Source organism: Actinoplanes sp. CA-131856 (assembly GCF_050956135.1).
Lineage (GTDB): Bacteria > Actinomycetota > Actinomycetes > Mycobacteriales > Micromonosporaceae > Actinoplanes.
The window spans coordinates 5,699,978-5,724,808 of record NZ_CP191849.1 but is presented as its reverse complement, the minus strand read 5'-3'; the positions used below and the strand labels follow the sequence as shown (position 1 = coordinate 5,724,808).

Sequence of the window (24,831 nt, the reverse complement as noted above, 5' to 3'; positions counted from 1 at the left end):
GTAGTTCATCAATGTTTCAGGGGAGCTCCCGAAGCGCGGGCGGCGGCCGCGCGGCCACCCCGATAGCCGAAGACCACGGCGGGGGCGATCGTGGCGCCGGGACCGGGATAGGTACGGCCCATGACCGACGCCGTGGTGTTCCCGGCGGCGTACAGACCCTCGATGACGTCCCCTGAAGTGTCGATCACCCGGGCGTCGGCGTCGGTCAGCAGGCCGCCCTTCGTGCCCAGATCGCCCGGCACCAATTGGACCGCGGTGAACGGGCCCTTCTCCAGCGGTCCCAGGTTCGGATTCGGTTTGACGCGGGGATCGCCGTAATAGTTGTCGTATTCGGTGCGGCCGCGGCCGAAGTCCTCGTCCACTCCGGAGCGGGCGAATCCGTTGAACCGCTCGACCGTCGCCCGCAGCTTCGCCGGTTCCATCGCGAGCTCGGCCGCCAGGGCCTCGATCGTGGGCGCCGAGCGGACGATGCCGGCCGCCCGCAATTCCTTCGTGCCGGTGAGGAACGCGTTGAACAGATAACGGCGGCGATGCCGTACGTCCAGAATGAGCCAGCTCGGAATCGCGGGAACCGTCTTGTCGCGTTCCAGCATGGCGTGCCCGAAGTCGATGTAGCTGGCCGATTCGTTGGTGTAGCGCGAGCCCTCCGAGTCGACGACGATGCTGAACGGCATCGACCGCTCGGACAGCACGAATTGGCTGGTGCCGTTGGGCAACGGCACCGAGGCGCCCCACCAGGCGTCGTCCATCAGCTCGAGTCGCGCTCCCAGTTCGGCCGCGATGTCGATGGCCTGGCCGAGGTCGCCCTCCGGGGCCGAGCTATATCCGGCGATCCCGTGGTGCTTCTGGCGCCATTCGCCGTTACGCGCGAAGCCGCCCGCACCGAGCACTACTCCGCCCAGCGCTCTCACCCGTACACCGGAACCCAGAACCGCACCCACGACGGCGCCGGAACCGTCCCGCTCGAGCCCGGTCAACGGGGTTTGCAGAAGGACCTCCGTGCCCTGGCGCCGCACGATGTCCATCAGGCTGGCCGACAGCGCCGAGCCGATGCCGTAAAGGCGTTTGCCGGTGGCGAGACCGCCGAGCGTCCGGAAGACGAAACGCGCGCCGCGCACGAATCCGCTCGGGGTCGACCAGGCCCGGGAAAGGAGCCAGACATCGTCGGTCTTGAGGGGAGCCGGCATGCTGTCGAGACCGCGGAACGTGGCGCGCATCGGGCCCAGTTTGCGAATGTCGAACGGCTCGGCCTCGATGCTGCGCCCGGTCATGCCGCCGGGCCGGTCGGGGTAGTAGTCCGGATAGTCCTTGGCCGCGGTCCAGCGCACGCCCCGCTCGGCCAGCAGCTGGAAGACCTCGGGAATGGTCTCGACGAAGGCCCGGCGGCGTTCCGGCGAGCTGGCCGGCCCGGCGTCGCCGATGGCCTCCTGCATGTACGTGAGTGCCTTGGCGACCGAGTCCTCGCGCCCGTGCTTGCCGATCAGCGGGTTGGTCGGCATCCAGAGGCCGCCGCCGCTGAGCGCGGTCGTGCCACCCCACTTGGCCGTGCTCTCGACCACCAGCACCCGCATGTTCGCCTCGGCCGCGGCGATGGCCGCGCTCAGGGCGGCGGCGCCGGTACCCACCACCAGTACGTCAACTTCCCGATCCCACGCCACGACGCCTCCCTTTACTAGCCGATCGGCTAGGCAGCAAGGTAGCCGGGCGGCTAGTCCAAGACAAGGGGTCGCTACGATCCTCGGCATGAGTGCTCGCGATCGGGTCATCGGCGCCGCCCTCGACCTGTTCGCCGAGAACGGGGTCAGCGGCACGTCGCTGCAGATGATCGCCGACCGTCTGGGTGTCACGAAGGCGGCGGTGTACCACCAGTTCCCGACCAAGGAAGAGATCGTGCTGACCGCGATCGCGCCGGCGATGGAACGGCTGGTCGCGCTGGCCGAGTCGACGGCGCGCCGGAAGAGCCGTCCGGCCCGGGTGCGGCACGCGGTGGCCGGCGTGGTCGATCTGGTGGTCGAGCACCGGCGGCTGTCGGCGGTGCTGAGCTTCGACCCCGTGGTGATTCAGCTGGTACGGCCTCACCCGGCCATGCGCGCGGTGGAGAGCCTGCTGGACATGCTGGCCGGTCCCGATCCCGATCCGGCCACGCGGATCGGTGTCACGATGGTGAGCGGCGGCTTGATCACCGCAGGAACCGATCCCCACCTGGCCAAAATGGACGACGAAGAGCTGCGGTGCTTGCTCACCGCGTCCGCCTTGCGGCTTCTGGGGGTACGTCCGACGCGCGGCACCGTCACCTGATCAAGCTACATTTCTGACATTTACGATTTGTCGCCCCTAGCGTCGGCGGTGTCACGTCGCCACGCTCCGGGGGTTCGCATTCGCATGAGGAGATTCCACCGCCTGCTGGCGGCATCGCTGCTGATCGGCAGCGGCGCCGTCGTCACCGCCACCGAGACCAGCGCGACGGCCGCGGAAGCGCATCCCGCCAACCCGCCACTCATGACCGGCCCGGCGCCAACGGCCACTCCGTTGGGTGGTGGTCAGGGCTGGGCCACGCCCGGCAGCGTGATCAGTTCGTCGCCCGCGGCGCTGCCTCCTCCGCTCGCCGCGGCCGCCACTGGGCGGCTCGTCAAGTACGTGACCACCGACGTCCGGGGCGAGCGCGTTCCCGCCACCGGCCTCGTGCTGACCCCGCGCGCCAACCGCAAGGACCACGTCGTCGTCTGGGCGCACGGCACCACCGGACTGGCCGACCGCTGTGCGCCCTCCACCCGCCAGGACGTCTTCTGGCCCGAGGCCCGCGCTGCCGTGGCCGAGCTGCTCAGCCGCGGCTGGACCGTGGCCGCTCCCGACTATCCCGGCCTCGGCACCCCCCAGCCCCACCCGTACCTGATCGGCGGCAGCGAGGGGCGCTCGATCATCGACAGCGTCCGGGCCGCCCGCCGTCTCAACCCCGCGCTGGGCACGAAGTACGCGATCGACGGGCACTCGCAGGGCGGGCAGGGCGCCTTGTTCGCCAGTCAGCTCGCACCGTCGTACGACGGCGATCTGCAACTGCGCGGCACGGCGAGCATCGCCCCCGTCTCCAACGTCGACGTGCTCGCCCCGCAGATTCCCGGCACGCCCGGCCAGGGCTACCTGGTCATGGGCCTCTACGGTTTGAACGCGGTCGAGCCCTCGTTCCGCCCGGCCGACGTGCTCGCCGCGCCCGCCCGCCAGCGGGCCGGGGTGCTGGAGACCGGCTGCCTCAACGAGATCCTCGCCGCGTACGCCCCGCTGACCGCCGCCCAGCTGCTCGACGGCGGCCAGCTGCCGGCCGCCTGGGTGACCAAGCTGGCCCACTACGACAACCCCGGGCAGACCGCGCCCAGCGCCCCGATCCTGATCGTGCAGGGCACCGCCGACGAGGCCGTGCCGGCCCCCGTGACCGACATCCTCGTGGACCAGCTCGACGACTACCGCCCGGTCCGCTACGACAAACTGCCCGGCCAGACCCACGACGGCGCCGTCTTCGCCTCCACCGAGACGGTCGCCGACTGGATCGGCGACCGCCTGCGCTGAGGTCAGACCCCGGCCGTGTCGAGACGGGACAGCTGCTCGTCGCTCAGCTTCACATCGAGCGCGGGCAGCATGTCCTCGAACTGCTCGGGCGTGCGCGGCCCGATCAGCGGCAGCACCCGGGGCGAGCTCTGGTGCATCAGCCAGGCCAGCACGAGCTGGTTCGGGGTGACGCCCACCTCGCCGGCCACGTCGAGCAGCGCCGCCAGCCGGGCATCGGTGTCCGGGCCGCCGTACGAGCTGAACACCCAGTGCTCGTTCCGCTTGGCCGCCGAGTCGTAGATGCCCTTGAGGATCGGCGAGTAGGCGACCAGCGTCTGGTCGTCATGCTCACGCAGGTAGTCGAGCTGCTCCCCGTCGACGATGGAGGCGCTGTCGGCCCCGGGGTTCGGCCGCAGGTAGGAGTGCTGCTGCTGAACCGCGACCGGCAGCGGCCACCCGTTGGCCCGGCACAGCCCCCGGATCCGTTCGAGCCGCCACGTGCGAACGTTGGACCAGCCGAGGTGACGTACCTTGCCCGCTTGAACCAGGCCCGCCAGGGCCTCCAGGGTCTCCTCGAGGGGCGTGTTCCGGTCGTCGACGTGCACGTAGAACAGATCCACGTGATCGGTGCCGAGCCGCTTGAGGCTCCCGTCGAGCGCGGCGCGCAGGGTCTCGGCCCCCGCGCCTTCGAACGTGCGCCGCGCCAGCTCCCAGTCCGGGGTTCCGTCGGCCGCCCACAGGTCGGGGGAGTAGTGAGGCAGCGCGGTCGCCTTGGTGGCCAGGAAGACCTCGTCGCGCCGGTTGCCCTGGCGCATCCACCGCCCGAGCAGCTCTTCGCTCTCCCCGCCGCGGCTGTCCCGGCGAGCCCACCATTCGTAGCAGTTGGCGGTGTCCACGAACGACCCGCCCACTTCGAAATACCGATCGAGAATACGGAACGAGTCCGTCTCATCGGTCGCGTTGCCCATCTGCATGGCCCCCAGTGCCAGCCGGCTGACCTGCTGCCCGGTACGGCCCAATTCGATCGTCTGCATGGGGGGAACGCTAGGTCTTCGAGCGCACTCGAGGTCAAGCCCGGACGACTCGTGATTACTGTGGCGCCGTGGATGTCGAGGTGGTGCTTCGGAAGTATGACGGGCGGCTGCATCGGCGGCTTGTCATGCGGCGGTTGGGGGAGGACGCGCACGGTGTGTGGCTGAGGGCCCCGGCCGGCACGGCGGTGCACTCCGGGGTGGCGGGGAAGGGCTTTGTGACTCGGCACGACACCGTGCGGCTGGTGCCGGTCGGGCAGTGGTGGTCCGCGATCTTCTTCGGTGAGCCGGGTGAATGGGATGTCTACTGCGACGTCACGACGCCGGCCACCTGGGTCGGGCCGGGGACGGTGGAGATGGTCGACCTGGATCTCGATGTTCAGCGGGAGCGGGACAGCGGGCGTGTGGAGCTGCTGGACCAGGACGAGTTCGCGGTGAACGCGCGCGTCTACGGCTATCCGGCCGATGTCGTCGCCGGAGCACGAAAGGCCGCCGGGCGTCTTGTCGCCGACCTTGGTGGCCGTGTCGAGCCGTTCGGGGCTTCCGGCAAAGGGTGGCTTCAGCTCTGAAAGCCGGCGATCAATTTGCTCAGCAAGGCCGTGCGCTCGGCGATGCCCGAGATGGACACCCACTCGTGGCGGGCGTGGGCTCCACCGCCTCTCGGGGCCAGGCCGTCGACGGTGGGGATGCCCAGGGCGCCCGTGGTGTTCGTGTCGGCGGCGCCGTCGGCGGGGCGGCCGTCCAGCGTCTGGCCGATCGAGGCGGCTGCCTCGGCCACGCGGGCCAGCAAGGCGGTGCCCGCCTCGGTGGGGCGCCACGTCGCTCGGTGGGCCAGCAGAGTGGTGATGATCTGAGCGCGTTCGCGTACGGGGGTCAGGTCGCGCAGGGCCGTCAGGACCGCCTCCTCGTTCTCCGCGTCGAGGAAGCGCAGGCCCAGGTCGGCGTGGGCTCGGCCGGCGACCACGTTCGTGCGGCCGCCGCCCTCGATGGTGCCCACGTTGAGCAGGACCGGGCGGTTCCGGACCAGGTCGCGCACGCGCAGGAGCTGGTCGAGGAGCTCGTCGATGGCGTTCACGCCGGCGTCCGGGTCGAGGGCGGCGTGGGCCTCGATGCCGGTCACCTCGACGCGGGCCCGGGTGCTGCCGCGGCGGCCGGTCTTCAGGGCGCCGTCGGGGTGTGGGGGCTCCATCCCGAGGACGGCCCCGGCCTTCGCGGCCTCGGAACGCACCAGACCGGTCGCGGTGGGGGAGCCGATCTCCTCGTCCGCGACGACCAGCACGCGGATCTCCGGGCCGTCGTGACCCGCCTGTGGCGCGGCGGCCAGTAGCGCCGCCAGGCCGGACTTGGTGTCGTACACACCCGGGCCCTTGATCTTGTCGCCCTCGACCAGCCAGGGCATGTCGCGCAGCGTGCCCACGGGCCAGACGGTGTCGTAGTGGCTGAGGAACAGCAGCGGGCGCCCGGGGCGGCCGGGCCGGGACCAGAGCAGGTGCCCGTCCTCGCGGTCGGTGTGGAAGCCCGCCTGGGCGGCGTCCGACGAGAGCACCTCGGCCAGCTCGTCCAGTGCCTTGCGGTCACCGGTCGGCGACTCGATCAGCGTGTACCGGCGCAGTGCCTCGATCGCGTCCATATACGAACGCTAAGTTCGGGTCGACGCGTTGTCAACGCGCGATACAGGGTGCATGATGCCGGTTATACGATTCGTATCCTAGTGCGAAGCGTGAGGAGGTGGCCGGGTGATCGTGGTGCGTGATCTCGCCGGGCTCGGCGAGTGGACGGCGGCGTCGGCGCTCTACCGATCCGTCTTCGGCTATGAGCAGCCCGAGTTCGGTGTCAGTCCGCGGCTGCTGGCGGCCCTGCGGGAGAATGCCGGGACCGTGATCGGCGCGTTCCGGGGCGCCGAGCTCGTCGGGTTCTGTTACGGGTTCAGCGCGGTCGAGGAGGGCGAGCTCTACCACTACTCGCAGGCGGCCGCGGTCGCGCCGGGCCTTCAGGGCGCGGGCGTGGGGCGCAAACTGAAGCAGGCGCAGGCCGAGGCGGCGCGGGGGACGGGGGCGCGGACGATGCGGTGGACCTTCGATCCGTACGCCCTGCGCAACGCCCACTTCAACTTCACCGTCCTGGGCGCGACAGCGATCCGGTTCCTGCCCGACTATTACGACGACGGCGATTCGGACCGGCTGCTGGTCTCGTGGGACTTGTACAAGCCCTTTGCCGAAAAATCGGATGTATCGATCGTCGTGACCCCCGCCACGGATCGGCTCGCCGCTCCCCACGCCGACGACCGGGCAGCGCTGAGGGAACGCCTCAAAGCCGAATTCGCCGGCGGCCGGCGGCTCGTCAGTGTGGAAAGGCACCAAGTCCCCGACCAGGTGGGCTACACGTTCGTGCGGGACGTCCAGTGACCACACCGGCCGAGCGCTTCGACCGCAACGTCCAGCGGCGGTCGGCCCAGGTGCTCAAGCAGCGCGTCCTCGAACAGCAGCGGGCCGAGTTCGGCAAGGCGCTGGCCTGGGCCGCCGAGCACGACGCGATCGAGCAGGCGGCCGCCCGCATCGTCTCGGCCCGGCGGCGCTTCGTGCTGGGCAACGGCAAGTCGCAGGCGTACGCGGCGCTGCTCGCGGCCGACCTCAGCGCGGGCCTGTCCGGCGTGCAGGCGGTCACGCGGCCGCTCGACATGCTGGCCGACATCCGGCAGGGCGACCTGCTCGTCGCGGTCTCGATGGAGCGCTATCGCCGTGACACCGTGGACGTCGCCGAGGCGTACACCCGGCACGGGGGTGAACTGGTCCTGGTGACCGACGCCCCAGGCGCGCCGCTGACCGGCGCCGCCGCCGTCACCATCGTGGTCGAGCCGGACAGCGCCTCGTACGCCAACTCGCCCACCTCGATCGTCCTGGCCCTGCACCTGCTGGCCACCCTGACCATCGCCAGCTCCAAGGGCGCGGGCCGCCGCCTGCACGAACGCGACGCCCTCGCCGCCGAGCTCAACCTCTACGTGGACGAGACATGACCCGCATCGAGACCGTCCGGCTGCGCCGCGTCCGCCTGCCGCTGGTGCACGAGTTCCAGACCAGCTCGCACGCCAAGCGCTTCCTGGAACACATCCTGGTGACGCTCACCGATTCCGACGGCGCCGTGGGGTGGGGCGAGATCGCCTCACCGAGCGGCCCGTTCTACTCGGCCGAGACCGTCGAGTCGTGCTGGGCCGTGGCCCGCGACCACCTGGCGCCACTGGTTCTCCACGGCGGATCCGCCACCGTGCGCGGAAATCAGTTCGCGCGCGCCGGCTTCGACATGGCCGCCTGGGATCTGCGGACGAGAGCCGCCGGCCAGTCGCTCGCCGCCGCTCTGGGCGGCACGCGGACGAAGGTCGAGGCCGGCGTCTCCCTCGGCATCGAGCCCACCATCGACGCCCTGCTGGAGCAGGTCGCCCAGCGGGTCGGCGAGGGATATCGCCGGGTCAAGCTGAAGATCGCCCCGGGCTGGGACGTCGAGCCGGTCCGGGCCGTCCGCGCGGCGTTCCCCGAGGTCCCGCTGCACGTCGACGCCAACGGCGTCTACACCCCCGGCGACCTCGACGTGATGAAGGAACTCGATGCCTTCGGCCTCTTGATGATCGAGCAGCCGTACGGTCCACGCGCGCTCGCCGCGCTGGCCGACCTGCAAGAGCGGCTGTCCACGCCCGTCTGCCTGGACGAGTCGATCGAGGAACTCGACGACCTGCGCACCGCCCTGCGCCTGGGATCGGGCCGCGTGCTGAACATCAAGGTGTCGAGGATGGGCGGGCTGACCGCGGCCGTACGGGCCCACGACCTGGCCCAGGAGCACGGGATCCCGGTCTGGTGCGGCGGCATGCACGAGTTCGGCATCGGCCGCGCCGCGAACGTGGCCCTGAGCGCGCTGCCCGGCTTCACCCTGCCGTCGGACGTGTCCGGCTCCGACAAGTACTACGCCCGCGACGTCACCACCGAGCCCGTCCTCAGCGTCGACGGCCTGGTCGACGTGCCCACCGGCCCCGGGCTGGGCTACGAGCCGGACCTGGAGTTCATCTCGGCCCACACCAACGATTCCCTTGAGATATATCGAAGTTAATCGAAACAATGGAGTCTCTTGGCACCCCCACCAAGGAGACTCCGATGACCCGTCGCATCCTCATCGCCCTGCTGCTCGCCCTGGGCATCGCGCTCGTACCCGCCGGCGCCGCGCACGCCGCCGACTCCAAGGCCACCGTCCTGTCCAACTGGAGCCAGCCCACCGAGGCCAGCTTCAACGCCTGGAACGCGGCCCGCACCAACCGCGCCCCGTGGGCGTCCTACGGTTTCGACTGGTCCACCGACTACTGCTCGTCGAGCCCCGACAACCCGCTCGGGTTCGCCTTCGAGATCCCCTGCTGGCACCACGACTTCGGATATCGCAACTACAAGGCCATCGGCACCTTCACGGCCAACAAGTCCCGCGTCGACGACACCTTCTACGCCGACCTGAAGCGCGTGTGTGCCACGTACAGCGCGGCGGTCCGCCCGGCCTGCACCAGCCTGGCGTGGACGTACTACCAGGCGGTGAAGGTCTTCGGTTCGCTCACCGCCGTACAGCAGAAGGACCTGGACCGGGCCGCCGCCCTCATGTAGCCTCCGCCAGCCATCGCTCGTGGGCCGCCGTCAGCCGCCGCCACATGGCGGCGCGCTCGACGGCGGTCACGTCGTCGAGGGTGAGCCCGAAAAGGTCGGCCAGCGCGGCGAAGTAGTCGCCGGGCGTCTCCAGAACCGTGCGGTCGGCGGTCTCCTCGACCCGGGTCAGCTGGAGACCGCGCAGCACGTCGGCGCCGGAGGCGTCACGGCGCTGAGCGGTGGCGGTCCGCACGAAGCCGGACTCGGGCGACGTGGAGAGGAAATGGTGCTTGCCGGCGAAGGCGGTCATCTCGGCTGCCTCAGGCCGGAAATCCATGCCGAGAAAACCCCCGCGCGGGTCATGGTCGAAACGCCAGCCGCCGGGTTCGGCTTCGGAGGGGCGCAGGCCGTACGTGAAGGGGCCCTGCCGATGGGTGCCCGCGACCAGGGGAAGGGGCCCGTGCAGCCCGTCGCCCATGCCGAGATCGACCAGCCAGCGCCCGTCCGGCGCCTCGGCCGAAGGCAGCCCCGACACGGTGAGAACGAGGTGGTTGGCATCAGCGCCGGCCGGGCGGCCGGTCGTCGGCTGCACCCCGCCGACGTGGCGGGTCACGTGATAGCCGAGCGCGCGGAGAAGCGCGGAGAACGCGCCGTTGAGGTGGTAGCAGTAGCCGCCGCGCCCGCGAAGGATGCGGCCCACTGACTCGGCGGGGTCCACAGTGGTCGGCCGGCCGAGCCAGATCTCCAGGCTTTCGTACGGGACACGCTCGGCGTGCGCCCGATGAAGCTCGGTCAGCTGCTCCACGCTGGGCGCCCGGCCCGCACTCCCATCAAGCCCCAGCCGCCGCAGATAACCGTCAACATCGATCCCCGTGTCCATGGGCCCATTAAACTGGCTATGAGAGGCGGGGTGCGGTTTTCGTGGCTGTCCAGACGCCGGCGATGAACAGCAGCGGGACCAGCAACTGGAGCAGGAAGTTGTCCTCGCGGCCGTTGTTGGCCAGCACCAAGGCCAAGGCGAGGGACGCTGCCACGAGGCCGATCGCCCACGAGGCGTAGAAGCGGCGGGAATAACGGCGCGGGGCGGGCACGTCGGTGACCGTCACGCCCGGGTTCAGCCTGATCCACTCCTGGGCGACCTCCAGCGGGACGTTGGAGATGCGCAGGTCGCCCGTGTGCGTGCGGGACGGCTCCTGCTTCGGGAGGCCGCGGCCCTCGGTCAAGCCCCACAGCGGGCCGATCAGGCCGCCCACCAGGGCGAGCGTCGAGCCCTCGGCGGCGCCGACGATGAACAGCACGATCGAGGCCAGAGGGATCAGGAACGACAGCGGGGCCAGGCGCATGTAACGGCGGACGGCGCGGGCCGTGCGGGCGTCGACGGGCAGGAGCTGGGACGGGCGGCGGCGGAAGCGCAGCATGCTCATCGGCACGGCGACCCACTCGGGGTCGGGGGAGCCGTCGGTGACGGCCAGGGCGGGCATCCGCACGTCGGCGACGAGGGCGGCGGGAACGACAAGATCCATGGTCGGCCCAGCGTAGCGAGCGCGTGCACGATGGCCGAGTCGGCCGAAAGCCGTATAACGGGGCGTCGGCTCACCTAGAGTCGGCTTTCGGGGGAAAGCCGACCGAAAGGGGTGCGTGGTGTTCGAGCCGATGCTCATCGGAGGCGCGGCCCATTTCGACTGGGCCGAACCGGACGGGGTGCTCGCCACCTACGTCTCGCAGATGGACCGCCTCAGCGACGCCGTCGACCCGGGCGTGCCGCTCGGTCTCAGCGTCGGCGGCCTGCTCATCAGCGGTGAGCTGATCCCGCAGTGGCAGTGGTTCGCCGAGGTCAGCGAGCTCAACGACCACGAGGACGCGTTCTACGTGGGCACCGCCGAGCACGTCAAGGAGCAGTCCGACCTGGCTCACGCGGCGATCAAGTCGCGGGACGTCGGCGACGAGGTCACCCAGCGGCAGTACGCGGCCCTGATGACCCCGACCCGCTACATCCACCTGCGGAACGCCCGGATCCACTACCCGGGCACCCAGGCCACCAAGGGCCGACTGTGGCGTGGGCGGCTGGCCGACATCTCGGGCTGGACGCCGGGAGCCAGCATTTAAATAGCTGTCGCTCGATCGGGCGGCCCGGTACGAAGATCCGGTGTTCTTCGTCTCCGTCTTCCTGCTCGGCATCGCCGACTCGATGGCCCACTCGTACATCGTGCTGTTCGGCGCCGATGTCGTCGGTCTGACGCCGTGGCAGATCGGCGTCTGGTCGTCGGTGTTCGCCCTCGGCGGGATCACCATCGGCTGGTGGCTGGGCCGGCGGTTCGACCGGCACCCCTCACGGTGGTACGCGATCGCCGTGATCTCGCTGGGTTCCGTGGGTTACGCGCTGCTGCCCGGGGTGTCGAGCTTCTTCGTGCTGCTCCTCATGGCGGCGACCGTGCTCGGCGCCATGGGTGCCGCCTTTCCCCAGGTGTTCGCCCTGGCCCGCTCCGCGCTGGGCGACGGCGCGGCCGGGCGACGGTCGGCACCGCTGCTGCGGTCGGCCTGGTCGCTGGCCTGGGCCGTCGGCCCGCTGCTGGGCGCGCTCGTGCTGTCCCGCAGCGGATATACATGGCTGATGTGGGCGGCCGCGGCCGTCTTCCTCGTGACCGCCCTGACCCTGCTCGCCGTGCCCCGGCCCCGGGCCGCCGAGGTCACCACCTCGGCCCCGGGCGGCACCCCGGTGCTGCTCACCGCCGGCGTCACCCTGTTCTTCACCGCCATGTTCGCCGGTAGCCTGGCCCTGCCGCTGTTCGTCACCCGGGGCCTGCACCAGACGGCGGCGTCGGTCGGTGTGCTGCTGAGTGTCTGCGCCGCGGTCGAGGTGGTGGCCACGCTGGGGCTGGCCGCGCTGCCGGCCCGGGTCAGCCAGCGGGCCGTGATCCTGGGCGGGTTCGGCTCGTTCGTCGCCTACCACGCGCTGACCGTGGTGTCTTCGGGCATGGCCATGCTGGTGATCGGGCAGGCTCTGCGCGGGGTGGGTATCGCGATCGTCGGCGCGGCCGGCATCCGCTACTTCCAGGACCTGCTGGCCCCGGCCACCGGCCGCGCGACCACGCTGTTCGCCAACGCGTCCACGGCCGGGCTCCTGGTCTCCGGCATCGTCTCCGGCGTGACGATCGAACACTTCGGCTACCGGGCGACGCTGGTGCTCTGCGGGGTCGCGGCCGCGCTGGGCGGCGTGGCCTTTCTCGTGGGCAGCACGACCTACGCCGCCGCCTCGAGGTCGAGGACGAAGATCGAGCCGCCGTCCGGGTTGGGCGTGTAGCGGATGTCGCCCTCGTTGGCCCGGGCCAGCCCGCGCACGATGTAGAGGCCCAGGCCGGTGCCGCGCACGCTGGTCGCGTCGCGCTCGGCCCGGGCCAGCCGCTCGAACAGGCGCGGGCGGAACTCGGCCGGCACGCCCGGACCGTTGTCGGCGACGCTGACGCTGACCCGGGTGCCGTCGTGGCCGACGGTGATCGACGTGGCCCCGCCGCCGTACTTGCCCGCGTTGGACAGCAGGTTGGCCAGGATCTGCTGCAGATGACCGGGATTGCACAGCGCCCGCCCGTCGTCGCCGAGCACCGGCAGGTCCTCCAGGTCCATCGCCACGAGGGCCTGGGTGATCTGGTCACGCAGAGAGACATTTTGCCGTACGGCTGTGAGCGAACCGGCGTCGATCGACACCATCGCGAGAACCTCGCGCACGATGTCGTCGAGCCGGCCGGCCTGCCGGGCGATCGCCTCCACGGCCCGTTCCCGCATGGCGGCACCGGCGCCCTCGGTCAGCACCTCGGCGTAGCCGCGGATCGACGACAGCGGGTTGCCGATCTCGTGGCCGAGCATGCCGATGATGTCGAGCTTGAGCCGGTCGGCGGCCTCCAGTTCGGCGTTGCGCTCGGCCAGCGAGGCCGCGGCCCGGTCGCGGTCGGCCTCGGCGGCCCGGCGCGCGGACACGTCGGTGATCACGCCGATCAGATGCTTGGGGCGGCCGCCCACCTCGCGGACGACCGAGAACGTGGCCGACACGTCGACCCAGTGGCCGTCGGCGTGCCGCAGGCGGCCCTCGTGGGTGTAGGCGTCCCGTTCGCCGGTGAACAGGTCGGCCCGGTGCCGGCGGCTCTCCAGCAGGTCGTCCGGGTGCACGAACTCGCGGTCGTGCCGGCCCACCAGATGCTCGACGGTGTGGCCGAGCATCGCCGCGTAGGCCGGGTTGACCGACGCCAGTGAGCCGTCCAGCCCGTAGATGACCTGACCGGCCGCCGAATGGGTGAACTGGGCCCGGAACCGCTGCTCGCTCTCGGCCAGGGCCTGCTCGGCGGCGCGGGCCGCCGTCACATCGGTGTTGATCTCCAGGATCTGATCGGCCGGCAGGTGCAGCACCTGGCGGCTGAGCACGGTGACGACCCGGCCGGCCGCGGTCAGGTGCTCGAGCTGGCCGTTCCAGTGCCCGTCGCGCACGAGGCCGTCGAGCGCGTCCTGCTCGGTGCATTCCTCCGGGAAGACCGTGGACAGCAGCCGGTGGATGTTCTTGCCGGCGACCGCGGACAGCGGCCAGCCGTACAGCTGCTCCGCGCCCGCGTTCCACCAGCGGATGACGCCGTCGCGGTCGCGCACGATCACCGCGGCCGGGATCAGCTCCAGCAGCCGGGCCTGCCGGCGCAGCTGCGCCTCGGCGGCCCGCTGCGCGGTCACGTCCTCGGCCTGGCTCACCAGGTAGAGCGGGCGGCCGGTCTCGTCGCGGACCTCGGCCGTCCGGGACGACACCCAGACCTCGTGGCCGTCCTTGTGCAGATAGCGGACGACCGACCGGCCCGGCGTGGTGTCGGCCGGGCGGTCGTCCGGGTGCACGATCTCGGCGTACGTCATGCGCAGCAGCTCTTCGGCGGCGTAGCCGGTGATCGCCGACAGGGCCGGATTCGCCTGGAGGTAGCGGCCCGGCACGCCGTCGGCCAGGCTGATCAGGCCGAGACCGAGCGGCGAGTTGTCGAACGTCATCCGGAAACGGGTCTCGCTCGCCTCCAGCAGGGCCAGCGCGTGGGTGCGCTCGATCAGCAGGGCGGTGTTGCGGGCGGCGTCGTCGGCGTGCTGCAGGGCCGAGCTGAGGCTGTCGGCGAGCAGGGCCAGCTGCTGCACCTCGGGGGCGTCGAACGCGCCCGGCCGCGCCGAGGAGACCTTCAGGCAGCCGATCACCCGGTTCTCGGCGTGCAGCGGGGCGATCATCATCGAGCCGATGCCGTGCCGCTCGCAGGCGGCCCGGTCCACCCGCGGGTCGGCCGTGGTGTCGGAGCAGGACGCGGGGGCGCCGGTGGTCAGCACCTGTCCGCTGAGCGAGCCGGCGACCGGCACGTGGGCGTTGATCGCGGCGGCCAGGGTGCCGGCCGTGGCGGCGTACACCAGGTCGTCGCCCTGGACGAGCTCGACCGTGGCGCCGTCGGCGTCCTCGAAGAGCTCGACGGCCCGGGCCGCGACCACGCGCAGGGCCGCGTCCCGGTCGGCCGCGGCGGCGGTGACGTCGCGCTGCACGGCCAGCGTGGCCCGCAGGCGCTGCACCTCACGCTCGGCGGCGAGCGCGGCCGCCCGCTCGGCGGTGATGTCCTGGAGCTGCACGAGCCGCCAGCGGCGCCCGTCCGGACCGGGAATCAGCGACAGGCTGACCCGGGTCCAGCTGATCCGGCCGTCGGCGTGCCGCAGCCGGTTGTCGTACTGCACGTCGGCCGAGCCCCGCAGCAGGGCGAGCCGGGCCCGGGCGCTGGCCTCGATGTCGGCCGGATCGGTGATCTCGCGGTGGGTCAGACCGATCAGCTCGTCGACCGGGCGGCCGGTCAGCTCGGCCGCGGCCGGGTTGGCCCGCCGGAACCGGCCGTGCTCGTCGGCGATGAGCAGCCCGATCGGGCTGCCGTCGAACGCGGTGCGGAACTGCTCCTCGCTGCGCTCGTGTGCCTGCTGGGCGGCCAGGGTGGCGGTGACGTCGACCAGCTGGGCCAGGAAGTGCGCGGGCGCACCGTCGTCGTCGCGCAGCAGGGTCACGGTCAGCAGGCAGTGGGTCAGCCCGCCGTCGCGGCGCCGGTAGCGCTTGTGCGTGCGGTAGCTGTCGATCCGCCCGGCCAGCAGGTCGGCCGCCTGCGCGGCGTCGTTGTCGTAGTCCTCGGGGTGGATGACCGTCCGGCGGGTGCACGCCATCAACTCGTCGGGCGTGTAGCCGAGCATGCCGGCGATGGCCGGGTTGACCCGCACCCACTCGCCGTCGAGGCCGACCACGGCCATGCCGATCGGCGACGACTCGAACAGGGCGCCGAACGAGGGTGGCGCCGCCGCACGAAGCATGTATCTCTCATCGGCGGCGCCGGGGCCTATGTGAGGCTAGGCCGCCATCCCGCGCTTGCCGAACAGCCGCCGCAGCAGGTTGCGGCCGCCGGCGACGGCGTCGCCGGTCTCGGAGAGCAGCCGGTCACCGGCGATCGCCCACTCGGCCAGCAGCGACGCGGCCCGGTCCATGGTGCGGCGGGCCTGCTCGAAGTCGTCCTCGTCGTGGCGCAGCAGCCACAGGCGGCGCGCCTGGTCCCAGGCCCGCGCCCGCGTCACGGTGACCAGCATGCGCTGGCTCCAGTCGTCGAGCGGCCCGACGAACCGGTCCAGTTCCATCTGCCAGCGGTCGGAGAAGCCACGGCGCAGCGGCGGGATCTCCTCGTAGAAGATCTCGTTCACCAGCAGGTAGTCGGGGTGGATGATGTCGTCCTCGGGCGCGCCCAGGTCGACCCAGGTGGCGATCAGCGCCAGCGCCAGGTCGTGGTTGATGTGCGCGTTGACGCCGAGCATGGCCGCGGTGAGGCGGGTCATCTCGACGTCGCCGGCCCGCTTGAAGAGCACCTCCCAGACGTCGGGCGTGTCCTCGTTGTCGTTGTTCCACAGGTCGATGGCGGCGAAGTAGCGCCGCGCGAACTCGACGTCGAGCCGCTCCAGGAACTCGGGCGAGTTGACCCCGTCGACCAGCGCCGAGTCCACCCGGCGGGTGATCTTCAGATAGAGCTCGTTGAAGGCGGACACGCGGTTGTTGGCCGGGCTGGGCGGCAGCTCGTCGAGGATCTGCTGCATGGTGACCAGCATGGCGATCACCTCACCGATGGTCGCCGGCTGCTTCACCAGGCAATCGGTCACCTGCGAGCCGAGCGGCGCCCAGCCCCGCCCGGAGGGGATCGTCAGGGCGGACAGCTCGAGCCGCTTCTCGCGCAGAAGCTCCGCGCTGCCCCGCGCGGCAGCACGATCGAACGTCGTAGTCATGGCGACAGCCTCCACAGCGAAACACCGTTTCGCCACCAACTTGTCAGTAACCTGTCCCGCGAGATCCGTCACAGCCGTCAATCCACTCGACCGGTGGAGGCCTACGGCGCACGCTCGGCTGTCATGTGAACAGCGCCCGGTTGGCGCGGCTCCACCGGATGCGCTCGGCCGTCTCGTCGAGGAAGCCGCTCGCCTGCCACTCGGCCTGCGGCTCCCGGCCCTGCCGGGCCAGCTCCCGGGCCCGCTCCCAGACGACCTCCTGCTGGGCGATGACCTCGTCCACGTCGACCGCCATCCCATAGGCCGCGGCGAAGATCTCCATCCGGCGCCGTCTGTCCGGCGGCGCCGGATAGCGCAACCACCGTAGGCAGGTCTCGTCGTCACGGAACGGGGCCACATATTCCAGCGCGTACGCCACGTCGTGCACCGGCTTCGCCGGCCACGCGTAGTCCCAGTCGATGATCCCGACGGGCCGGTTCCCGTGCCACACCAGGTTCCACGGCCCGAAATCCCCGTGGCAGACGACCTCGTCCCCGACCAAGGGCCCGGTCCGCCCGGCCCAGTCACTCACCGGCCGAAAACCATTCACCGCTTCGTGATAGTCCCGGAGCAGCCGCGCCATCGCCACGAGCCCGTCCTCGTCGACGACCTTCGCCCACCCGCCGGGCCCGGACTCGCCGTCGACGTAGGTGAGCACCTCACGGCCCTCGTCGTCGATCCCGAGCACGCGAGGCGCGTACGGAAACCCGGCCGCCTCCAGATGCCGCAGCAGTGCGTGCACGGCCGGCGACCACGGCTGCAGCGGCCGCCGCACGGTGTCCCCGACCCGCACCACCTGCCGGTGCGGCTTGTCCTGCAACATCTCCCGATCCGTCACGCCCCCAGCCTGCCAGCCAGGACCGCGTCCAGCCGACTGTCGAGCGGGCCGCTCAACTCCAGCACCGGAAGGTCCTCCCAGGCGCCGAGGGGATCGTCGTAGACCAGCTCCAGCAGCGCGTCGTTCATGCGGGTGCGGAGACTGGGCAACTCGGCGGCCGGCAGGACCCGCTCGGTCTCCGGCGTGATCACCGTGACGACCAGCAGATCGAGGGTCGCGAAGGCGAGGCGCAGCTCGGCCGCGTCGACCTGCTCGGCCGGGTCGGCGCCGCCCGCGGCCACATAGGCCAGATAGTCCAGCGGCGACCGGTCGAAGACCGTCCCGGACGGCGACGGCGGCGCCAGCAGGCTCCGCACCGAGCAGGCGATCATCGCCCGGTAGTCCTCCGCCGACGGCGGGAAGTCACAGTCGTACCCCTGCTCCGCCAAGAGGTAGTACGGCTCCTCGACCATCACATGTCCCGGCAGGCGCGTGCAGAGCGCTTCGGCCAGCGTCGTCTTCCCGGTCCCATGCGTTCCGGAGATCGCCACCCGCATCCGGCTCTATCCCCGTCCCCGGGCGAGCAGCTCGGTGAACCAGGCCGCCTCGGACACCGGGACCATCTCGGCCTTGGACCAGAAAGTGCGGGCCGTGTCGGTCTCCGGGTCGCCGACCTGGGGTGTGGTGGCCACGTTGCCGGTGAAGTAGACGGTCACGTGCCGGGGGTCGTTGCGCACGCACATCTCGGCATTGGCGCACGTGTCGGTGGGCCGGGAGGCCAACTCGACCAGGGCGCTCAGCTTCTGCTCGCCGAACTGGTACGAGTCGACGACCGCGTCCGGGCCGTTCGAGCCGATGCCCATGCGCAGCAGGCCGGGTGGGCGCGTGCGGGGGACCAGGGCGAAATGTCCGGCCTCGCCGTGGCGGCGGTCGAAGTCGATGCGCAGGGCGTCCTCCACCAGTGCGCGCTCGGGCACCGACTCGTCGACCATCAGATCGCTGACCTGCGGCGCGGGGGCTTCGGCCCGGCCGGCGAGACCGAGGACGGCCAGCCCGAGGACCGCGACCCCGGCAGCGATCGGGAGGAGTGTGCGCTTCACCCGGCGATGCTAACGATCGCGGCCAACCGGCGCTGTGTTTCCTCGGCGGGGCGCTGGAGGCGCTCGACCTCGGTGAAACCGGCCCGGCGCAGGCGGGCCGAGAACTCGTCGACCGGCCAGCGGTAGGCGGTCGCGACCTTGTGGTCGAAGGGCTCCAGGACGTCGCCGCCGTCGAAGAAGCCGGTCACCAGCACGCCGCCCGGTGCCATGGCCCGCCGGAAGCCGGTCAGGACGTCGTCGATCTCCGTGGGCGGGATGTGGATCAGCGAGTACCAGGCGAGGATGCCGGCCAGGGAATCGGCGCCGAGATCGCGGAAGGAGCCCAGCCGGTAGTCGCCGCCCGGGAACGCCGTCCGGGCGTGGGCGATGAACGACGGCACCATGTCGATGCCGGCGGCGTCGGCTCCGAGCGAGCGCAGGTAGTCGGTCAGGTGGCCGGGGCCGCAGCCCACGTCGAGGATCCGGCCGTCGCGGATTGCCAGATGCCGGGCGATGAGGTCCAGGTCGCCGGGATGCGACTGCTCGCGGGTGCCGAACATCTCGATGTAAAGATCGGCGATCGATCCGTATGCCGCACGCACCTGCTCCGAAGTCACGCCCGAGACTGTAGCGATGAACCTCGACGACTATCAGAAGGCGGCCCTGCGGACCGCGGCCCCACGAGACAAGCACAACGAGGTCTTTCATCTGCTGCTCGGGCTCGTGGGGGAGACGGGGGAGATCGCCGAGAAGGCGAAGAAGGTGGTACGCGACCACGGGAGCGACTTTTCACGGTGGGACACCGGGGATCTGAAGAAGGAACTGGGCGACGTGCTCTGGTATGTCGCCGTCCTGGCCGACCACTTCGATCTGACGCTGGGGGAGGTCGCCGAGGCGAACATCGCCAAGCTCGCCGACCGCAGCCGCCGCGGCGTCCTCAGCGGCAGCGGCGACAACCGCTAAACCTTGACCTCGCGCAGCGAGCCGGAGGTGATGACGTGGGCGGCGCTGCGTTCTCGACTAGGGAGTCGGTGACTACAAAGTAGGAGGGCCGAACCAGGTCATGCCCTCGCCGTGGCCGGCGGTCCAGGCCAAGGGCTTGCCGTCCAAGGCCAGGACGTTCTTGTGCCGGCCGGAGACCGGGGGCAGGTCGGGGTAGACGAGCACCTCCGGGTCCTCGACGGCGATCCAGTGGCCGGGCAGCGAACCGACCAGTGAGGTGAACTGGCGGCGGGCCTCGTCGGGGACCTGGTAGAGCACCGAGGTGTGGAAGACGACCAGTGTCGCGTCGCGCGGGGCCGACCAGGCCAGCGCGGGCAGGTGGTCGACGAGGTCGCCCCGGATGAGGTCGGGCGGGTCGGCGGCGGCGATCGCGGCCGCTTCGCGCAGACGGGTGCGGCGCTGGTCGTGTTCGGGCCAGATCAGGGCGTCGAGCCAGGCCAGGTCGGCCGGGTTCGTGACGTCGAGGGGGTTGAGGTCGATGCCGGCGCGCCACACCACCGTGGGCAGCTCCGTCGGCAGCGGGACCCCGGTGGCCGTGCACGACAGCTGCGGGCCGGACGTGCCGACGTGGTGCGAGCCGTAGGCGTACGAGTAACGGTCCGGATAGAGGTTGAGCCCGGCCGAGCAGCCCACCTCCAGCAGGGCGAGGGGCTGCGGCAGCGCGGCCAGGATCGGCAGCAGCAGGGCACATCGGTTGAGCTCGTTCGTCTGTGTGGCCCGGGCCAGCAGCTCGCGCTGGACCGCCGGCCAGTGGGACCGGACGAACGCCGCGAACGCCGACGGCGAGTGCACGGGCCCGCCGAGCAGCCGCACGACGCCGAACAGCAGGTTGGGCTGGCGCTTGGGCGGCGGCACGGTTTCGAGCAGCGCGAGCAGGCCGTCGTCGCGCGCCACCGATCGCGCCAATCGCTCATACGTGAGCGAAACCCCACGCGCCTGGCGCTCGGCGAAATCGTCATACCAATCGGCGGCCGTCATGGTCCGCATGATCGCAGACATTCGCCGACCGCACTGTCCCCTGGTAGGCGGTCGGCCTCGGCGATGTGGCACTCCCCGTAGTTGAGCCATCACGACGAGGCGTCCACACTGGAACGGTGACTGTCATTGAGGTCTACCTCGAAACGGCCACCACCGCCCACGCCCTGCTCGGCCACCCGGCCGTGGCCGCGCGCTGGGACACCCCGAGCGCCCTGGCCCGCCTCGGCACCGGCCCGCTCGCCGCCCACCTGGCCGGCCAGCTCCTGCAGGTGCCACCCGCGCTCGACGCCCCGGTCGCCGGCGAGCGGGTCTCGCTGGCGGAGCATTTCGCCCGCTCCACCTGGACCGACGGCGACCTCGACAGCGAGGTCAACACCTACATCCGCCGCGTCTCCACCGACGCCGCCGTCGCGGGCCACGCCGCCGTGTGCGAAGCCGCCGGCGAGGCCCTCTCCGAGTTGCGCCGCCGTCTGCCGGGCGAGGACCCCGGCCGCGCCGTCCAGCTTCCGTTCGGCCCGTGGTCGCTGACCCTGGCCGACTACCTCACCACCCGCCTGCTCGAACTCACCGTGCACGGCGACGACCTGGCCGCCAGCGTGGGCGCCGATCCACCCGGGATGCCCCGGGCCGCCCTGGACGTCACGATCGGCGTGCTCTGCCGCCTCGCCGTCGAGCAGCACGGTCCCATCGCCGTCCTGCGCGCCCTCAGCCGGGCCGAGCGCGCCCCCGCGACGATCGCCGCGCTCTGACTACGCTGTCCCGGCGACGACCGGCGACGACCGGCGACGACCGGCGACGACCGGCGCGCTCTGCTCACGCGGCCTCGCCGACCACCTCGCGGCGCAGCGGCAGCGGGAGGGTCGCGCCGCGCTCGATCGGGCGTACACCGGAAAGACCTTGATCTTTTGCTCGGGTCAGGAAGGCCGACAGGGGCGACTTCATCACCTTGTAGTCGTCGTAGTGGATGGGCAGGGTCAGGCGGGGCCGGATCAGGTGGGTCAGCTCGACGCCCTGCTGGTCGTCCATGGTCAGCAGCATGCCGAGCAGCCTGGTGCCGCCCAGGTGGATCAGCATGGCGTCGATCTCGCCCATCCGGCGCGGAACGGCGGCCAGCGCGGCGTCGAACAGCGTGTCCCCGGTGATGTAGAGCCGCAGGGCGCACCGGCCGTCCACCTCCAGCTCGACCACCGTGCCCATCACGTCCGGCAGCAGGTGGTCGGCGGCGCCCGGCCCGTGCCGGCCCGGCACCGCCGTGATCCGCAGCCGCTGCCGGTCGCGGGTGTACTCGTGGCACTCCCAGGTCGGCAGGCCGCAGACCGCCAGGTAGCGGCGGCGCCGCAGGCGCCGCGCGGCCTGCGGCGTGGTCAGGATGGGCAGGGTCGGCTCGATCCGCCGGCGGGCGGCCCGGTCGAAGTGGTCGCCGTGCAGGTGCGACAGGAGCATGGCGTCGACCTCGCGCATGTCGACGGCGTCCAGCACCGGGTCGCGGAGCCTTTTCGACCAGGCGCCGTAGCCCAGGTAGACGCGGCTGCCGGCCGGGCCGAAGGCGGGGTCGGTGAGCAGGGTGAAGTTGCCCAACCGCAGGATCGTGGTGGCGTTACCGACAAACGTGACACTGGACCGCATGGGGGCCGCCTTCCCACTTCCCCGCGTTCTACACCACGCAGTGACGAAGCGATGACTCCCCGGCGTCCCAGTCCGACAGGACGCCCCGCGCCCACCACTCGTCGATCTTCAGGGCGCAGCGCGCTCCGAACAGGACGTCCCCCGCCAGCTCGGGCTCGGCCGTGGCGAAGGAGCCGCACAGGTCGTACGCGGCGATCTGCTCGTGCACCGCGTCCGCCTCCACGTGCTCGTCGTAGTACGCGGTCGACGCCGCGTCCCCGCCGAGGCGGCGCAAACCGTTGCCGTACGCCCGGTTGGGCAGGGTCGAGGTCATCTCGTACGCCGCCAGATGGCCCAGCATCGCGCCGCGCCAGCGCCGGCGCAGGCCGAACAGCGACATCACGTTGTTGACGGCCAGGGTCCGCGCACCCACCGAGTCCACGTACGTCCCGTAGGTGGTGTCGAGGCCGAGCCAGCCCATCGTCTGCTTGAAGAGCTCCTGATGCATCCTCGGGAGCTCCCCGCCGCCGTACTCGTCGGCCTGGATCTCGATGAGAGCGGCCTTGGCCTTGCCGCCCAGCCGGGGGATGGCGAAGGTGTGCGGATCGGCCTCGCGCAGCTGATAGACCGAGCGGTGGGCGACGAACTCGCGGAACTGCTCCAGGGTGGCGCGCCCGCGCAGATATCCGGACAGCGACGGCCCGTCGTCCTCCTCGACGATCTTCACGAGCTGGGCCGGCACGGTGGCCGGATCGACGCGCTCGGGCGGTCCGGCCAGCTCGGCCAGCGTCGCCTCGAAGACGCGCTCGCCGGCCGCCCGCACCCGCAGCAGGTCCGGGTCCCACTCCCACAGGTCGTCGACGCCGTCCCAGCCCCGATAGGCCAGCTCATAGCAGACGAACAGGCTCAGGTGCAGATCCTCGTCGTCGTCGAAGACCGGCGCGACGGGCAGGGAGCCACCCCGTCCGCCCAGCACGTCGATGAGTGCGGCCGAGACGGAGCCGCGGGCCGTGGGGAGCTTCATGGCGGCAAGGCTTCCCCAGGCCCGGTCGGCTAAACGATCTGTTTGATCAGCAGCTCAGCGGGCATCTGCCGGGCCATGTCGACAAAGATCGTGCCGTACCAGGACGGCCCGCTGATCGTGCGGGGCGACTTCGAGCTGCAGACCCCCGACGGCGAGACCATCGATCCCGGCCGCGGCACCATCGCCCTGTGCCGCTGCGGGCGCTCCGCCGTCAAGCCGTTCTGCGACGGCACACACAAGGCCGTCCGCTTCCGGGCCGGCACCGGCCGGGAAACGCCGGCGCCCCGCTGAGAAGTCCCATGTTTGCGCGCGGTCAAAAGGGGTAGGCCGCTGCGGCGAATGAGGGAGCTGATGCGGGTGATCCCGTTTGGGGCGCTGTCCGGACTGCCGGTCGACCGGGTCGTGTGCGGGGACAGTCTGGGCCGGTCGCTGCTGAGCGTGGTGGCCCGCGAGTACGGCACGTCGGCCGGCCGGATCCCGCTGCTGGGCCGCCTCGGCCAGCTTCCGCCCGACCAGCGCCGGGCCGAGCTGGCCCGGGAGGCCCAGGCCGAGGCGGTGCCGCACTACGCGGCGGCCGCGATCGACGCCGAGGCCGTCGCCGCGTGGGTGACCGGGCACTACCGGGACCCGGCCTATCCGGCCGTCCTGCTCGGGTCGCCGCACGGCGCGGCGGCCCATCTGGCGGTGGCGCTCGGCGCGGCCTGGCTGCCGACCAGCTTCACCACGACACTGACCTGGCCCGGCGGCAACGCGGGGGACTGGCCGGGCGCGCTCGAGTGGGGATCGGCGCTGGCCGAGCGGATCCTGGAGCGCAACCCCGGCGTCAGCGTGCGGCAGGTGCACGATCCGCTGCGCGGGGGACCACCGTGCGGCTCGACGGTCCGGCTCTACTTGCGCTGGCACAGCATGCCGAAGGCGTACGAGGAATTCCTGCGTGACCGGATCACCGAGGACGGCGCCACACTGCTCCTGCGTGACCTGCGCACCTGGCCGGCCCGGTCGCTGACCTCGCGGCACAGCTTCCAGCTGGGCAGCCCGGTCGGCGGCTGGCAGCCGGACGACTACACGATCGGCAACCCGGCGTTCCGGGTGGTCCTCGACGACCTGGGCGTCGACCGCTGGCCGATGCCGTCGGAGGCGCCACCCCGCTACGCCGAGCGCTCGGGTGAGCCGGCCTTCGGCATGGACCTCAACCGGATCGCGGTCGAGACCGGCCGCCCGTCCCACCGCGTCCTGTACGCCCAGCCCGAGACCCTGAGCGCCTGCGTCGCCGACCTGCTCCGCGGGACGACAGTGGAGCAACGCTGCGCGGTGGCCTGCGGCCGGCTGCTCGACCCGTGGCAGACGCAGGCGAGCGGCCTGGTCCCGTACTGGTGCGAGTCGGCGGCCCGCCCGGCCGTCGAGGCGGCCGAGTGGTGGCTGGCCGGAAGCCCGGCCTTCGACGAGGTGACAGTCCTGCCCGAGGCTCCCGGCCACGACAGCGACCGGGTGGCCACACTGGCGCATTGGCGCTCGCTGACATCGTTCGGCCGCGAACGGGGCCGCCTCGACCAGCTGGCGGCCAGCCGCTACCCGATGCTGCCGCTGGCTCCGGGCCACGCGAGCCGGGTGCTGGCCTCGGCCGGCGAGACACGCCCGGCGACGCCCCCGATCTCGTTGCCCCACGCGGTCTCCCACCTCCAGAGGACAGGCACGCCACTCGGGCTCCTGGTCAGCTGAGAGCATTTCACCGGAGGCGCACAAGTTTCTCTCAGGCGGGCGCGGCACATTGGGCTCACGCCCGACCGGGCGGGCTTGTAGTGGAGGAAAG

27 protein-coding genes are annotated in these 24,831 nt (G+C 71.5%); 13 read left to right on the top strand and 14 right to left on the bottom strand.

Annotated features, from left to right (window positions below):
• Positions 1-8: 8 nt before the first annotated feature.
• On the bottom strand, positions 9-1,658 hold the full coding sequence (locus tag ACQP2X_RS26620) for an FAD-binding protein (protein WP_498686420.1): 1,650 nt from the start codon (positions 1,656-1,658) through the stop codon (positions 9-11).
• An 85-nt stretch (positions 1,659-1,743) separates the two neighbouring features.
• On the opposite strand from ACQP2X_RS26620, the gene ACQP2X_RS26615 reads away from it, so the two are divergent.
• Both ACQP2X_RS26615 and ACQP2X_RS26610 read left to right on the top strand, forming a co-directional pair.
• Positions 1,744-2,298, top strand: a complete 555-nt coding sequence (locus ACQP2X_RS26615; RefSeq protein WP_498686418.1) for a TetR/AcrR family transcriptional regulator — start codon at positions 1,744-1,746, stop codon at positions 2,296-2,298.
• Positions 2,299-2,382: 84 nt separating this feature from the next.
• On the top strand, positions 2,383-3,561 hold the full coding sequence (locus ACQP2X_RS26610) for a lipase family protein (RefSeq protein ID WP_498686417.1): 1,179 nt from the start codon (positions 2,383-2,385) through the stop codon (positions 3,559-3,561).
• Between the two features lie 2 nt (positions 3,562-3,563).
• Here ACQP2X_RS26610 and ACQP2X_RS26605 read toward each other — a convergent pair whose 3' ends face one another.
• Positions 3,564-4,574 (bottom strand): aldo/keto reductase, encoded by a 1,011-nt coding sequence (locus ACQP2X_RS26605; protein ID WP_498686416.1) that lies wholly within the window; start codon positions 4,572-4,574, stop codon positions 3,564-3,566.
• Between the two features lie 68 nt (positions 4,575-4,642).
• Between ACQP2X_RS26605 and ACQP2X_RS26600 the strand changes: the two genes are divergently transcribed.
• Positions 4,643-5,140: a DUF402 domain-containing protein gene (locus ACQP2X_RS26600; RefSeq protein ID WP_498686414.1), complete on the top strand. Its 498-nt coding sequence runs from the start codon at positions 4,643-4,645 to the stop codon at positions 5,138-5,140.
• Here the strand turns inward: ACQP2X_RS26600 and ACQP2X_RS26595 are convergent.
• Positions 5,131-6,201: a M20/M25/M40 family metallo-hydrolase gene (locus ACQP2X_RS26595; protein ID WP_498686412.1), complete on the bottom strand. Its 1,071-nt coding sequence runs from the start codon at positions 6,199-6,201 to the stop codon at positions 5,131-5,133. The two genes, ACQP2X_RS26600 and ACQP2X_RS26595, sit on opposite strands and share 10 nt — an antisense overlap.
• A 106-nt stretch (positions 6,202-6,307) precedes the next feature.
• Here ACQP2X_RS26595 and ACQP2X_RS26590 point away from each other — a divergent pair, with 106 nt between their 5' ends.
• From ACQP2X_RS26590 to ACQP2X_RS26575, 4 genes are read left to right on the top strand one after another with little or no spacing between them, the layout of a single operon-like run.
• Positions 6,308-6,976 (top strand): GNAT family N-acetyltransferase, encoded by a 669-nt coding sequence (locus ACQP2X_RS26590; RefSeq protein WP_498686411.1) that lies wholly within the window; start codon positions 6,308-6,310, stop codon positions 6,974-6,976.
• A complete protein-coding gene (locus ACQP2X_RS26585; RefSeq protein WP_498686409.1) occupies positions 6,973-7,584 on the top strand; it encodes a MurR/RpiR family transcriptional regulator in 612 nt (203 codons plus the stop codon). The genes ACQP2X_RS26590 and ACQP2X_RS26585 overlap by 4 nt, the downstream gene beginning before the upstream one ends.
• Complete coding sequence (menC, locus tag ACQP2X_RS26580) at positions 7,581-8,666, top strand: o-succinylbenzoate synthase (protein WP_498686406.1); 1,086 nt, start codon at positions 7,581-7,583, stop codon at positions 8,664-8,666. The genes ACQP2X_RS26585 and menC overlap by 4 nt, the downstream gene beginning before the upstream one ends.
• 44 nt (positions 8,667-8,710) lie before the next feature.
• Positions 8,711-9,202, top strand: coding sequence for a phospholipase (locus ACQP2X_RS26575; protein WP_498686404.1), 492 nt, complete (start codon positions 8,711-8,713; stop codon positions 9,200-9,202).
• Here the strand turns inward: ACQP2X_RS26575 and ACQP2X_RS26570 are convergent.
• Together ACQP2X_RS26570 and ACQP2X_RS26565 are read right to left on the bottom strand one after the other, a co-directional pair.
• A complete protein-coding gene (locus ACQP2X_RS26570; RefSeq protein ID WP_498686403.1) occupies positions 9,195-10,061 on the bottom strand; it encodes an arylamine N-acetyltransferase family protein in 867 nt (288 codons plus the stop codon). The two genes, ACQP2X_RS26575 and ACQP2X_RS26570, sit on opposite strands and share 8 nt — an antisense overlap.
• A 16-nt stretch (positions 10,062-10,077) precedes the next feature.
• Complete coding sequence (locus ACQP2X_RS26565; protein ID WP_498686402.1) at positions 10,078-10,704, bottom strand: hypothetical protein; 627 nt, start codon at positions 10,702-10,704, stop codon at positions 10,078-10,080.
• 118 nt (positions 10,705-10,822) lie between these two features.
• Between ACQP2X_RS26565 and ACQP2X_RS26560 the strand changes: the two genes are divergently transcribed.
• Together ACQP2X_RS26560 and ACQP2X_RS26555 are read left to right on the top strand one after the other, a co-directional pair.
• Entirely contained in the window at positions 10,823-11,287 is a 465-nt protein-coding gene (locus tag ACQP2X_RS26560) for a GvpU-like protein (RefSeq protein ID WP_498660786.1), read from the top strand.
• 40 nt (positions 11,288-11,327) lie between these two features.
• Entirely contained in the window at positions 11,328-12,482 is a 1,155-nt protein-coding gene (locus ACQP2X_RS26555; protein WP_498686400.1) for an MFS transporter, read from the top strand.
• Here the strand turns inward: ACQP2X_RS26555 and ACQP2X_RS26550 are convergent.
• From ACQP2X_RS26550 to ACQP2X_RS26525, 6 genes are all read right to left on the bottom strand, one after another.
• A complete protein-coding gene (locus ACQP2X_RS26550) occupies positions 12,422-15,523 on the bottom strand; it encodes a PAS domain S-box protein (protein WP_498686399.1) in 3,102 nt (1,033 codons plus the stop codon). The two genes, ACQP2X_RS26555 and ACQP2X_RS26550, sit on opposite strands and share 61 nt — an antisense overlap.
• A gap of 36 nt (positions 15,524-15,559) precedes the next feature.
• Positions 15,560-16,477 carry a DUF5995 family protein gene (locus ACQP2X_RS26545; RefSeq protein WP_498686397.1) on the bottom strand — a complete coding sequence of 306 codons (918 nt, stop codon included), beginning with the start codon at positions 16,475-16,477 and terminating at the stop codon, positions 15,560-15,562.
• Between the two features lie 121 nt (positions 16,478-16,598).
• A complete protein-coding gene (locus ACQP2X_RS26540) occupies positions 16,599-17,354 on the bottom strand; it encodes an aminoglycoside phosphotransferase family protein (protein WP_498686395.1) in 756 nt (251 codons plus the stop codon).
• The gene (locus ACQP2X_RS26535; protein ID WP_498686393.1) at positions 17,351-17,890 is read right to left on the bottom strand and encodes an ATP/GTP-binding protein; all 540 of its coding nucleotides are present in this window, start codon (positions 17,888-17,890) and stop codon (positions 17,351-17,353) included. Before ACQP2X_RS26535 ends, ACQP2X_RS26540 begins: the two co-directional genes overlap by 4 nt.
• A 6-nt stretch (positions 17,891-17,896) precedes the next feature.
• The gene (locus ACQP2X_RS26530) at positions 17,897-18,433 is read right to left on the bottom strand and encodes a hypothetical protein (RefSeq protein WP_498686391.1); all 537 of its coding nucleotides are present in this window, start codon (positions 18,431-18,433) and stop codon (positions 17,897-17,899) included.
• Positions 18,430-19,029 (bottom strand): class I SAM-dependent methyltransferase, encoded by a 600-nt coding sequence (locus tag ACQP2X_RS26525; protein ID WP_498686389.1) that lies wholly within the window; start codon positions 19,027-19,029, stop codon positions 18,430-18,432. The genes ACQP2X_RS26530 and ACQP2X_RS26525 overlap by 4 nt, the downstream gene beginning before the upstream one ends.
• Positions 19,030-19,045: 16 nt before the next feature.
• On the opposite strand from ACQP2X_RS26525, the gene ACQP2X_RS26520 reads away from it, so the two are divergent.
• The gene (locus ACQP2X_RS26520) at positions 19,046-19,375 is read left to right on the top strand and encodes a nucleoside triphosphate pyrophosphohydrolase family protein (RefSeq protein WP_498686387.1); all 330 of its coding nucleotides are present in this window, start codon (positions 19,046-19,048) and stop codon (positions 19,373-19,375) included.
• A gap of 72 nt (positions 19,376-19,447) precedes the next feature.
• Here the strand turns inward: ACQP2X_RS26520 and ACQP2X_RS26515 are convergent, their stop codons facing one another.
• Positions 19,448-20,392 (bottom strand): DUF2332 domain-containing protein, encoded by a 945-nt coding sequence (locus ACQP2X_RS26515; RefSeq protein ID WP_498686386.1) that lies wholly within the window; start codon positions 20,390-20,392, stop codon positions 19,448-19,450.
• Positions 20,393-20,508: 116 nt separating this feature from the next.
• Here ACQP2X_RS26515 and ACQP2X_RS26510 point away from each other — a divergent pair, with 116 nt between their 5' ends.
• Positions 20,509-21,141 carry a maleylpyruvate isomerase N-terminal domain-containing protein gene (locus tag ACQP2X_RS26510; protein WP_498686384.1) on the top strand — a complete coding sequence of 211 codons (633 nt, stop codon included), beginning with the start codon at positions 20,509-20,511 and terminating at the stop codon, positions 21,139-21,141.
• 64 nt (positions 21,142-21,205) lie between these two features.
• Here the strand turns inward: ACQP2X_RS26510 and ACQP2X_RS26505 are convergent, their stop codons facing one another.
• Positions 21,206-22,018 carry an MBL fold metallo-hydrolase gene (locus ACQP2X_RS26505; protein WP_498686382.1) on the bottom strand — a complete coding sequence of 271 codons (813 nt, stop codon included), beginning with the start codon at positions 22,016-22,018 and terminating at the stop codon, positions 21,206-21,208.
• Positions 22,019-22,046: 28 nt separating this feature from the next.
• Entirely contained in the window at positions 22,047-23,021 is a 975-nt protein-coding gene (locus ACQP2X_RS26500) for an iron-containing redox enzyme family protein (RefSeq protein WP_498686380.1), read from the bottom strand.
• A 75-nt stretch (positions 23,022-23,096) separates the two neighbouring features.
• Here ACQP2X_RS26500 and ACQP2X_RS26495 point away from each other — a divergent pair, with 75 nt between their 5' ends.
• Both ACQP2X_RS26495 and ACQP2X_RS26490 read left to right on the top strand, forming a co-directional pair.
• A complete protein-coding gene (locus ACQP2X_RS26495; RefSeq protein ID WP_498686378.1) occupies positions 23,097-23,312 on the top strand; it encodes a CDGSH iron-sulfur domain-containing protein in 216 nt (71 codons plus the stop codon).
• 66 nt (positions 23,313-23,378) lie between these two features.
• Entirely contained in the window at positions 23,379-24,740 is a 1,362-nt protein-coding gene (locus tag ACQP2X_RS26490) for a hypothetical protein (RefSeq protein ID WP_498686376.1), read from the top strand.
• Positions 24,741-24,831: the final 91 nt, after the last annotated feature.

Bases quoted from the DNA above. Each gene is read 5' to 3' on its own strand.
- ACQP2X_RS26615 (WP_498686418.1), top strand. From the start codon at position 1,744: ATGAGTGCTCGCGATCGGGTCATCGGCGCCGCCCTCGACCTGTTCGCC.
- ACQP2X_RS26610 (WP_498686417.1), top strand. From the start codon at position 2,383: ATGAGGAGATTCCACCGCCTGCTGGCGGCATCGCTGCTGATCGGCAGC.
- ACQP2X_RS26605 (WP_498686416.1), bottom strand. From the start codon at position 4,574: ATGCAGACGATCGAATTGGGCCGTACCGGGCAGCAGGTCAGCCGGCTG.
- ACQP2X_RS26595 (WP_498686412.1), bottom strand. From the start codon at position 6,201: ATGGACGCGATCGAGGCACTGCGCCGGTACACGCTGATCGAGTCGCCG.
- menC (WP_498686406.1), top strand. From the start codon at position 7,581: ATGACCCGCATCGAGACCGTCCGGCTGCGCCGCGTCCGCCTGCCGCTG.
- ACQP2X_RS26575 (WP_498686404.1), top strand. From the start codon at position 8,711: ATGACCCGTCGCATCCTCATCGCCCTGCTGCTCGCCCTGGGCATCGCG.
- ACQP2X_RS26570 (WP_498686403.1), bottom strand. From the start codon at position 10,061: ATGGACACGGGGATCGATGTTGACGGTTATCTGCGGCGGCTGGGGCTT.
- ACQP2X_RS26565 (WP_498686402.1), bottom strand. From the start codon at position 10,704: ATGGATCTTGTCGTTCCCGCCGCCCTCGTCGCCGACGTGCGGATGCCC.
- ACQP2X_RS26550 (WP_498686399.1), bottom strand. From the start codon at position 15,523: ATGCTTCGTGCGGCGGCGCCACCCTCGTTCGGCGCCCTGTTCGAGTCG.
- ACQP2X_RS26545 (WP_498686397.1), bottom strand. From the start codon at position 16,477: ATGACTACGACGTTCGATCGTGCTGCCGCGCGGGGCAGCGCGGAGCTT.
- ACQP2X_RS26535 (WP_498686393.1), bottom strand. From the start codon at position 17,890: ATGCGGGTGGCGATCTCCGGAACGCATGGGACCGGGAAGACGACGCTG.
- ACQP2X_RS26520 (WP_498686387.1), top strand. From the start codon at position 19,046: ATGAACCTCGACGACTATCAGAAGGCGGCCCTGCGGACCGCGGCCCCA.
- ACQP2X_RS26515 (WP_498686386.1), bottom strand. From the start codon at position 20,392: ATGACGGCCGCCGATTGGTATGACGATTTCGCCGAGCGCCAGGCGCGT.
- ACQP2X_RS26505 (WP_498686382.1), bottom strand. From the start codon at position 22,018: ATGCGGTCCAGTGTCACGTTTGTCGGTAACGCCACCACGATCCTGCGG.
- ACQP2X_RS26500 (WP_498686380.1), bottom strand. From the start codon at position 23,021: ATGAAGCTCCCCACGGCCCGCGGCTCCGTCTCGGCCGCACTCATCGAC.
- ACQP2X_RS26495 (WP_498686378.1), top strand. From the start codon at position 23,097: ATGTCGACAAAGATCGTGCCGTACCAGGACGGCCCGCTGATCGTGCGG.